Source organism: Curtobacterium sp. 18060 (assembly GCF_902706105.1).
In the GTDB taxonomy this organism is placed as follows: Bacteria; Actinomycetota; Actinomycetes; order Actinomycetales; family Microbacteriaceae; genus Curtobacterium.
The window spans coordinates 34,760-42,404 of sequence record NZ_CACSJV010000027.1; the positions used below are offsets into that span (position 1 = coordinate 34,760).

Genomic DNA, 7,645 nt, shown 5'->3' on the forward strand with positions numbered 1-7,645 from the left:
CATGGGGACTGATGACGTGGCCGGACAGCAGCGGCGGGAGCGGAACCGGTGGTGGCTCTGGTGCGCCGGCGGGTTCGTCCTGTCGCTCGGGCTGCTGCTCGTGCTGGGGCAGTGGTTCCCGGTGAGCGCTGGGGTGCCTGGGGTGTGGTTGGTGCTGGCGATCTCGACGTCTGCGCACCCGCAGGCCGCTCCACGCGCGGGGAACCGTCCCGCGACGATCTTCGCGTTCGTACTGGTGGCGACCGGTCTGAGCCTGCTGATCGGTGCGCTCATCCCGAACCGCGACGACGGTGAACTCCGCGTCGAGGGGACCGTCCTCGGCGTCGCGATCACCGCGGTCGGCTCGATCTGGGCCGCGCTCGTGGCGAAGCGGTTCTCGCGGCGGCAGGTCGATGCCGAGATCGAGCGCTTCCGGCGCGAACAGGCAGCGGCGCCGGAGGACCGTCAGTGAGTCGGCGTCGCCTCGCATCGCTCGGGTGGTTGCTGCTCGGCTTCGCAATGGGGATCTGTACGCTCACGATCCTCGAGCGCTGGTTCCCGGTCGAGAGCCTCGTCTTCGTGGCGTGGGGTGCGTTCGGCACCGCCATGTGGTTCGAGACCGGGCGAGATGCCCCGCGGAAGGAACGGCGTCCGCACTGGGCACGGAACCTTGCGGTGTTCTACGCCGTCGAGACCGTCGGGATGGGACTGCTGTTCGGCGGACTCTGGCCCGACGACGACGCAAACGGTGACCGCGTGACCGGCGTAGTGATCGGTGGCGTCCTGGTGCTCAGCGCGTTCCTGGTCCCGCTGCGCAGTCGACGTCGACGAGTGTCCGAACCGGTGTCAGTGGGGCCGGGTGAGCAGGAAGGCCACGGTGTTGCACAGGACGTGCGCCAGGATCGCGCCGCCGATGCGCACGGTCATGGTGACGAGCGTCGCCGTCAGCAGGCCGAGCACCAACATCGGCTCGAAGCCCGCGACTGACGATGTGGTCGTGCTGATCGCCAGGTCACGTGCGCTCTCGGCGCGCCGGTTGCGCGGGCAGCGCGGAGGCCACGGTCGCCACCGGTGCTCGTCGGATCGCGATCACGGTCACGTCGTCGTCGTGCGCGACCTCGTCCGCCCGCGCGGACAGCGCCGCCACCAGCGCTGTGGGTTCAGAGCCGCAGGCCCGTGCGAGATCGGCCACGGCGTCGACGGTGTCCTCGCGCCCGCCGAACAGGTCGAGCACACCGTCACTGAACGAGATGAGCAGGTCGCCGGTGTCGAGGAACCCGTCGGTCGTCGCCCACTCGTCGCGGAGCCCCATCCCGAGCGGGAGGTCGCTCGACCGGAGCCGATCCACGCCACCGTCTGACCTGAGCACCAGGCTCAACCCGTGGCCCGCGTCCGCCCACCGGAAGGTGCCGTCAGTCGAGATGCGCGCGTGGAACAGCGTGGTGAACGTCACGTCGGTCGCGCTGGCCTCGGCGGCCAGCCCGTCGGCTGCGCGGAGGAGGGCCTCGGACGGGTCGTCGACGGTGCGGGCACTGCGGACCGTTGCCCGCACGGCCGCTGCGATCAGCCCCGCCCCCACGCCCTTGCCCATCACGTCACCGAGGCTGACGGCGATCCCGGTGTTCGTCTCGTACCAGTCGAAGAAGTCACCACCGACCGACTTCGCCGGCAGGCAGGCGCCCGCCACCGCGACGTCCGCGCCCAGGTGGTCGGTCGACGTCGGGAGCAGCGACCGCTGGACGGCGGCGGCCCGGTCGATCTCCGCGCGCACGCGTTCCTCGCCCAGCCGGGCAGCGCGCACGTTGCGCCGCGCTCGCCGCGAGAGTTCCTGCACGACCGCCGCGACCGTCCCGAACACGATCACGGTCACGCCGAGACGGACCAGCTCACTCGCGCCGGGCACGTTCGTCGGCGTCAGGAAGTAGGGCGCCATGATCACGAGCGTCACGCCCAGCGCCGCGTACACGACGGTCAGGCGCCCACGGAGGGACCCGCACCAGACGACCGGCAGGACCGCGAGCGAGGTGAAGACGGAAGCACTTGCGCCCGTGCTGGTCCGGAACAGCGCGATCGCCACGAAGTCGAGCACCAGCAACGCCGGCACGAGCCCGACGGAGTGCGGCAACGCCAGTGCCACGGCGGCCACGACCGTCGCGACACCGGTGACCGCGAGGCTCGCGACGAACAGGCCGTCGTCCGTCACCTGGAGCGACGGCACCGTGATGCTCAGGACGGCTCCGAGCGCCAACAGCGCACTCAGTGGAGCCTGCCGGGCGAGGGGGCTCTCGAGGATGCTGGTTGGGCGAGACATTCGAGAATGACGTTACCGGTCGGGGCGGGTCATCGTGCGGTCGGTGTCAGCGGGGCCAGGTGAGCACGACCGCCACGGTGTTGAACAGGACGTGCGCCACGATCGCCCCGCCGATGCGCCCGGTCATGGCGACGAGCGCCCCCGTCAGCAGGCCGAGCACGAACGTCGTCACGAAGACCTCGAACCCCGCGACCGGCGACGTGGTCGTGCTGATCGCCAGGTGCATCAGCGCGAACGCGAACGCGGTCACCAGCACCGCGAGGAACCGCGTGCGTGGCGTCAGCTCGGCCGACAGTCGACGCTGCATGACACCCCGGAACACGATCTCCTCGAGCACCGGACTGACCAGGCACACCCCGATCGCCGAGACCACGAGCAGCAGGACGTCCGGGGTACCGAGGGTCGGCTGCGGCGTCAGCCCGGTCGCGCCGAAGAACGCGACGGACAGCACGGCGTCGAGCCCGCGGCACACGACGACGATGCCGATCGCCGCGACGACGTCGGCCCACCCGAGTCCGAGCCGCCGCACGAGGACGGCCGGGCTGGACTTCCGGAGTACCCACCCGACACCGAGCACGAGCGGCACCCACACGGCCAGGTCCGCAGCGAGCACTTGCGTGATCGGCGCAGGTAGACCCCCAGTCCGGGCGACGCCACCGACGATGCGGGACAGCAGCACGGCGACCAGGAGCGCGATCACGATGACCTGCAGGTCCCGCGCCGCCGAGGAGGGGCGGGCGGCGGTCGGCGCGTCCGGTTCGGGCTGCATGTCGCCACCGTACGGGACGCAGAACGAGACTCGACGTCGCACGACCCCGAGCGCGTCTCATCGGTGTGGCAGTATTTCCCTGCCGAACGCTGGGACGATCCCGGTCGACCTGCGACAGGGACTCTGCAGGGCGCGGCGACTTCCGGGGAAGGGTGCCGCGTGGAGCTACGCGACTACATAGCGGTCTTGCGCAAGGGATGGGTCTTCATCCTGGTGCTGGCACTGGTCGGGGTCGCGGCCGCGGCCGGCTTCTCCCTGGTGAAGAAGCCGGTCTACGCAGCATCCGCGCAGGTCTTCGTCTCCACGGAGACGTCCGGCAGCGCGAGCGACCTGGCGCAGGGCAACACGTTCACCCAGCAGCGCGTGCTGACGTACTCGAACCTGGTGTCGACGCCCATCGTCCTGTTGCCGGTCATCTCGTCGCTCAAGCTCGACATGAATGCCGACCAGCTCGCGACCATGGTGTCGGCGACGGCACCGACCAGCACCACCCTCATCTCCATCTCGGTGGAGGGCACCGACCCGGTGCAGGCCGCGAACATCGCGAACGCGACCTCGCAGAGCCTGACCAACGTCGTGCAGGACATCGAGGCCACCGACGCGAGCGGCAAGAGCACGGTCAAGCTGACCCGCGTCAAGCAGGCGGACGTCCCGAGCACCCCGGTCAGTCCGAACGTGCCCGTCAACGTCGCACTCGGTCTGCTCGTCGGGCTGGCACTCGGCATCGGGATCGCCGTGCTGCGCGAGACCCTGGACAACCGTGTCCGCACGGAGCTCGACGTCGAGAAGATCAGCGACAAGCCGGTCATCGGCGGGATCGCCTACGACGCCAAGGCCGCCGAGCGTCCGCTCATCGTGCAGGTCGACCCCCGCAGCCCCCGTGCCGAGTCCTTCCGGACGCTCCGCACGAACCTCCAGTTCCTCGACATCGGCACGGGCGCTCGGACCTTCGTCATGACGTCGTCGATGCAGTCCGAAGGCAAGAGCACGACCGTGGCGAACCTCGCGATCGCCCTGGACAGCGCCGGCTTCCGGGTCATCCTGATCGACGCCGATCTGCGCCGCCCCCGCGTCGCCGAGTACATGGACGTCGAGGGCAACGCCGGCCTCACCGACGTGCTCATCGGTCGTGCCGACCTCGAGGACGTCGCACACCCGTGGGGGCGCGGCAAGCTCGTCGTCCTGCCCGCCGGACCGATCCCGCCGAACCCGTCGGAACTCCTCGGCTCGCGCGCGATGCAGGACCTGATCGAGCGCCTCGAGCAGCAGTTCGACTACGTGCTGTTCGACGCGCCGCCGCTGCTCCCGGTGACCGACGCGGCGATCCTGGCGAAGAAGGCATCGGGCGCGATCATCGCGGTCGCCTCGGGCCACACCCACAAGGGGCAACTGGCGGCAGCCATCGCATCGCTCGAGAACGTCGGCGCCCCGATCTCCGGCTTCGTCATCACCAAGATGCCCGTCAAGGGTCCCGGTGCGTACGGGTACGGCCGGTACGGGTACGGGTACGGGTACGGCTACGGCCAGGACGACGGCGCCACCGCATCGGTGACCCCGCCGAAGCAACCCGGCAAGAAGCTCGGCGTGCTCCGGCGAGCCGGACGCTGAGCGGAGCCGCGACATGACGACGCGCCGGGGGACCCGAAGCCTCGGCCGCGCACTGCCCCGAACCACGCTCATCGTGGTGGCGGCCGTCGTGGTGGTACTGGTCGTGATCGACATCGTGCTCGTCTCCCTCGCCCTGGGGCGCACCGCGCCGGAGCAGAACGGGCCAGCAGGCCCGATCCCCACGTTCACGAGCACACCCGACACGACCGAGACGCCGCGCGCGAGCGCGTCTGCTGACGCAGACCCCGCATCGGCAGCTCAGCAGGGGCGGCGCCTGTTGGCAGCTGTGGACGACCGGGAGGCATGGCGCGCGTCCGGCGGGTCGTGCGGCGGCCCGCGGCCGGTGCTGGAACACACCGTGGACGGCGGGTCGACGTGGGTTCCGGTGGGACTCGGGACGGATGTCGGATCGCTCATGGCGATCCGGGCCTCCAGTACAGAGCTCTCGATCATGGCGGGCGTCGGCGAAGACTGCACCACGACCGTGCGGACCGCCACCGATGCCGGCGTGACGTGGAACGAGGGGACGCCCGGCGCCGCCGGCGCCGGGATCAGCACCGACGGTGTGGTGCTCGCGAGCGAGACGATCCAGGCCCCGTGTGCAGACCCGATCGAGGCGTTCCAGGGGGAGCGGACCTCGGTCGTCGTCTGCGACGGCCAGCTCGAGTGGCGGGCCGGTACGGACGCCTGGGTGGACGTGCCGATGGGCGGCGTGCGCTCGATCGCGGTCGACGGCGGCGAGTACACCCTGGCCCGCGTGGACGTGGCGTCGTGCTCCGGCGTGCAGCTCGTGACCATGCCCGCAGCGGACGTGACCCCCAGCACTGCGGTCTCGCCGGTGGGCTGCGCCGAGGGGGCCGACTCCGACGGCACCGTCACGATCGACCGTGCGGGGCAGGACGTGTGGCTGTGGGACGGCGAGACGGTCAGGGTCTCGAGTGACGGTGGTGCGTCGTGGTGATGCGACCATGACGGCGGACGCGCTCCGCGCACCGAGCGTGGTCGGGGCCGGTGACGAGTGGAGTCGTTCGTACTCGCGCCGGGTGCTCATCACGGATCTGCTCGCGCTGATCTGGGTGGTGTTCGGCGTGCAGATCGCCTGGCTGGGGATCGAGTCGAACCTCGCCACCAACACCGCGGACCTGCGGCTGAGCTACTCGGCCATCTCCATCGTCGTGATCGTGGTGTGGATGAGCGCCCTCGCCCTGTACGACACCCGCGGTGCGCGGGTCATCGGCGTCGGGAGCACGGAGTACCGGCTGGTCGCGGACTCCAGCGTCCGGGTGTTCGGGCTGCTGGCGATCGCGGCGTTCCTGCTGCACGTCGATCTTGCCCGCGGGTACGTGCTCATCGCCTTCCCCATCGGGATACTGGTGCTGCTGTTGTCGCGCTGGATGTGGCGGCAGTGGTTGGTCGCCCAGCGCCAGCAGGGCGCCTACTCGGCGACGGTGCTCCTGGTCGGCTCACCGGCCAGCGTGCTGCACATCGGCCGTGAACTGGCTCGTTCCCCCGAAGCCGGGTACCGCGTGGTGGGTGCCGTCGTGTCCTCCAACCACCGCGGGCTGCTGGCGGGCTCGACGATCCGGAGCCACGGCGGTTTCGACGACGTCGGCTCCGCGCTGCGCGAGACCGGTGCCGACACCGTCGTGATCACGAGCTCGGACGACCTGCCGCCGGAGCGGGTCCGCGAACTCAGCTGGTCGCTCGAACCCGGCAGGCAGCACCTGGTCGTCGCGCCGAGCTTGACCGACATCGGCGGTCCGCGCATCCACACCCGACCGGTGCAAGGACTGCCGCTCATCCACGTCGAGACGCCGACGTACTCGGGACGCAAGCTCTACACGAAGCGGGCCTTCGACCTCGTCGGCGCGACGCTGCTCGTCATCGTCCTGTCACCGCTGCTGCTCGTGCTGACCCTGCTGGTGACGACCACGACACCGGGGCCGGTCTTCTTCCGCCAGGAGCGCGTCGGCCTGAACGGCGGCACCTTCCGGATGATCAAGTTCCGATCGATGGTCGTCGATGCCGAGGAGCGCTTGCAGGAACTCAGCGCCCTCGACCGGGCGGAGGGGAACGACGTCCTGTTCAAGATGCGGAACGATCCCCGCGTCACCCGGGTCGGCGGATTCATGCGGCGGTACAGCCTCGACGAGGTGCCGCAGCTGTTCAACGTCCTCGCAGGCAGCATGTCGCTCGTCGGCCCACGTCCTCCGCTCGCCCGCGAGGTCGCGCGCTACGACACCCACGTCCACCGTCGGTTCCTGGTGAAGCCGGGCATGACGGGTCTGTGGCAGGTCAGCGGTCGGTCCGACCTGTCGTGGGAGGACTCGGTGCGGTTGGACCTGTACTACGTGGAGAACTGGTCCATCACGGGCGATCTCGTGGTGCTCTGGCGGACTGCCAAGGCCGTCTGGCGATCGCAAGGAGCATATTGATGGCCGCGCTCGAGGCGCCGCCCTTCCAGAACGCGTCCGTCAATGGACGGCGTGAAGTGAATGGGGTCACTTCGGCCGAGGAGGGGCTGCTGAGATGACCGAGGTACTCCAAATCAACGTTCGCCTCAGTGAGGGCGGCGCGGCCGGGGTCGCGCGGACCCTGCACGACGGCCTGCCATCGCGTGGGATCGGCGCGAAGATCGCGTACGGCTATGCGAAGGGCGGAAGCCCGTCGCCGCTGGAAGCGGAGTACGGCGCTCTCCGACTCACATCGGCTCCGCGAGCCGCGCTCAATCTCGCTGCGCACCATATCGTCGGGACCGAGGTGGTCCGCCCATCACGGTCGAGGAGAGCGTCCCTGCGACGGGCGGTGCGACAGAGCGACGTCGTCCACCTCCATGCCATCCACAGCTACATGATGCCGCCGACCGACCTTCTCTCGATGATCGCTGAGGAAGGGAAGCCCATCGTGTGGACCATGCACGACCAGTGGGCGATGACTGGGCGGTGCGCACAGCCCGGGACGTGCACCGGGTGGGAGGG

At 70.0% G+C, this 7,645-nt stretch carries 7 protein-coding genes and 1 pseudogene; 6 read left to right on the top strand and 2 right to left on the bottom strand.

Annotated features, from left to right (window positions below; translation table 11 throughout):
* The first annotated feature begins 1 nt into the window (after window position 1).
* Together GVL05_RS12945 and GVL05_RS12950 are read left to right on the top strand one after the other, a co-directional pair.
* Window positions 2–451 carry a hypothetical protein gene (locus GVL05_RS12945; RefSeq protein WP_159573358.1) on the top strand — a complete coding sequence of 150 codons (450 nt, stop codon included), beginning with the start codon at window positions 2–4 and terminating at the stop codon, window positions 449–451.
* Complete coding sequence (locus tag GVL05_RS12950) at window positions 448–966, top strand: hypothetical protein (protein ID WP_159573359.1); 519 nt, start codon at window positions 448–450, stop codon at window positions 964–966. Before GVL05_RS12945 ends, GVL05_RS12950 begins: the two co-directional genes overlap by 4 nt.
* Before the next feature lie 25 nt (window positions 967–991).
* Here the strand turns inward: GVL05_RS12950 and GVL05_RS12955 are convergent, their stop codons facing one another.
* Together GVL05_RS12955 and GVL05_RS12960 are read right to left on the bottom strand one after the other, a co-directional pair.
* The gene (locus GVL05_RS12955) at window positions 992–2,290 is read right to left on the bottom strand and encodes a PP2C family protein-serine/threonine phosphatase (protein WP_159573360.1); all 1,299 of its coding nucleotides are present in this window, start codon (window positions 2,288–2,290) and stop codon (window positions 992–994) included.
* Between the two features lie 46 nt (window positions 2,291–2,336).
* Window positions 2,337–3,059, bottom strand: a complete 723-nt coding sequence (locus GVL05_RS12960) for a CPBP family intramembrane glutamic endopeptidase (protein WP_159573361.1) — start codon at window positions 3,057–3,059, stop codon at window positions 2,337–2,339.
* 159 nt (window positions 3,060–3,218) lie between these two features.
* Here GVL05_RS12960 and GVL05_RS12965 point away from each other — a divergent pair, with 159 nt between their 5' ends.
* The 4 genes and pseudogenes from GVL05_RS12965 to GVL05_RS12980 all read left to right on the top strand — a co-directional run.
* The gene (locus GVL05_RS12965; protein ID WP_131880665.1) at window positions 3,219–4,667 is read left to right on the top strand and encodes a polysaccharide biosynthesis tyrosine autokinase; all 1,449 of its coding nucleotides are present in this window, start codon (window positions 3,219–3,221) and stop codon (window positions 4,665–4,667) included.
* A gap of 13 nt (window positions 4,668–4,680) precedes the next feature.
* Complete coding sequence (locus GVL05_RS12970) at window positions 4,681–5,628, top strand: hypothetical protein (protein WP_159573362.1); 948 nt, start codon at window positions 4,681–4,683, stop codon at window positions 5,626–5,628.
* 7 nt (window positions 5,629–5,635) lie between these two features.
* Window positions 5,636–7,102, top strand: coding sequence for a sugar transferase (locus tag GVL05_RS12975; protein WP_235035972.1), 1,467 nt, complete (start codon window positions 5,636–5,638; stop codon window positions 7,100–7,102).
* A 94-nt stretch (window positions 7,103–7,196) separates the two neighbouring features.
* Window positions 7,197–7,645: pseudogene (locus tag GVL05_RS12980) on the top strand (glycosyltransferase); the annotation flags it as partial.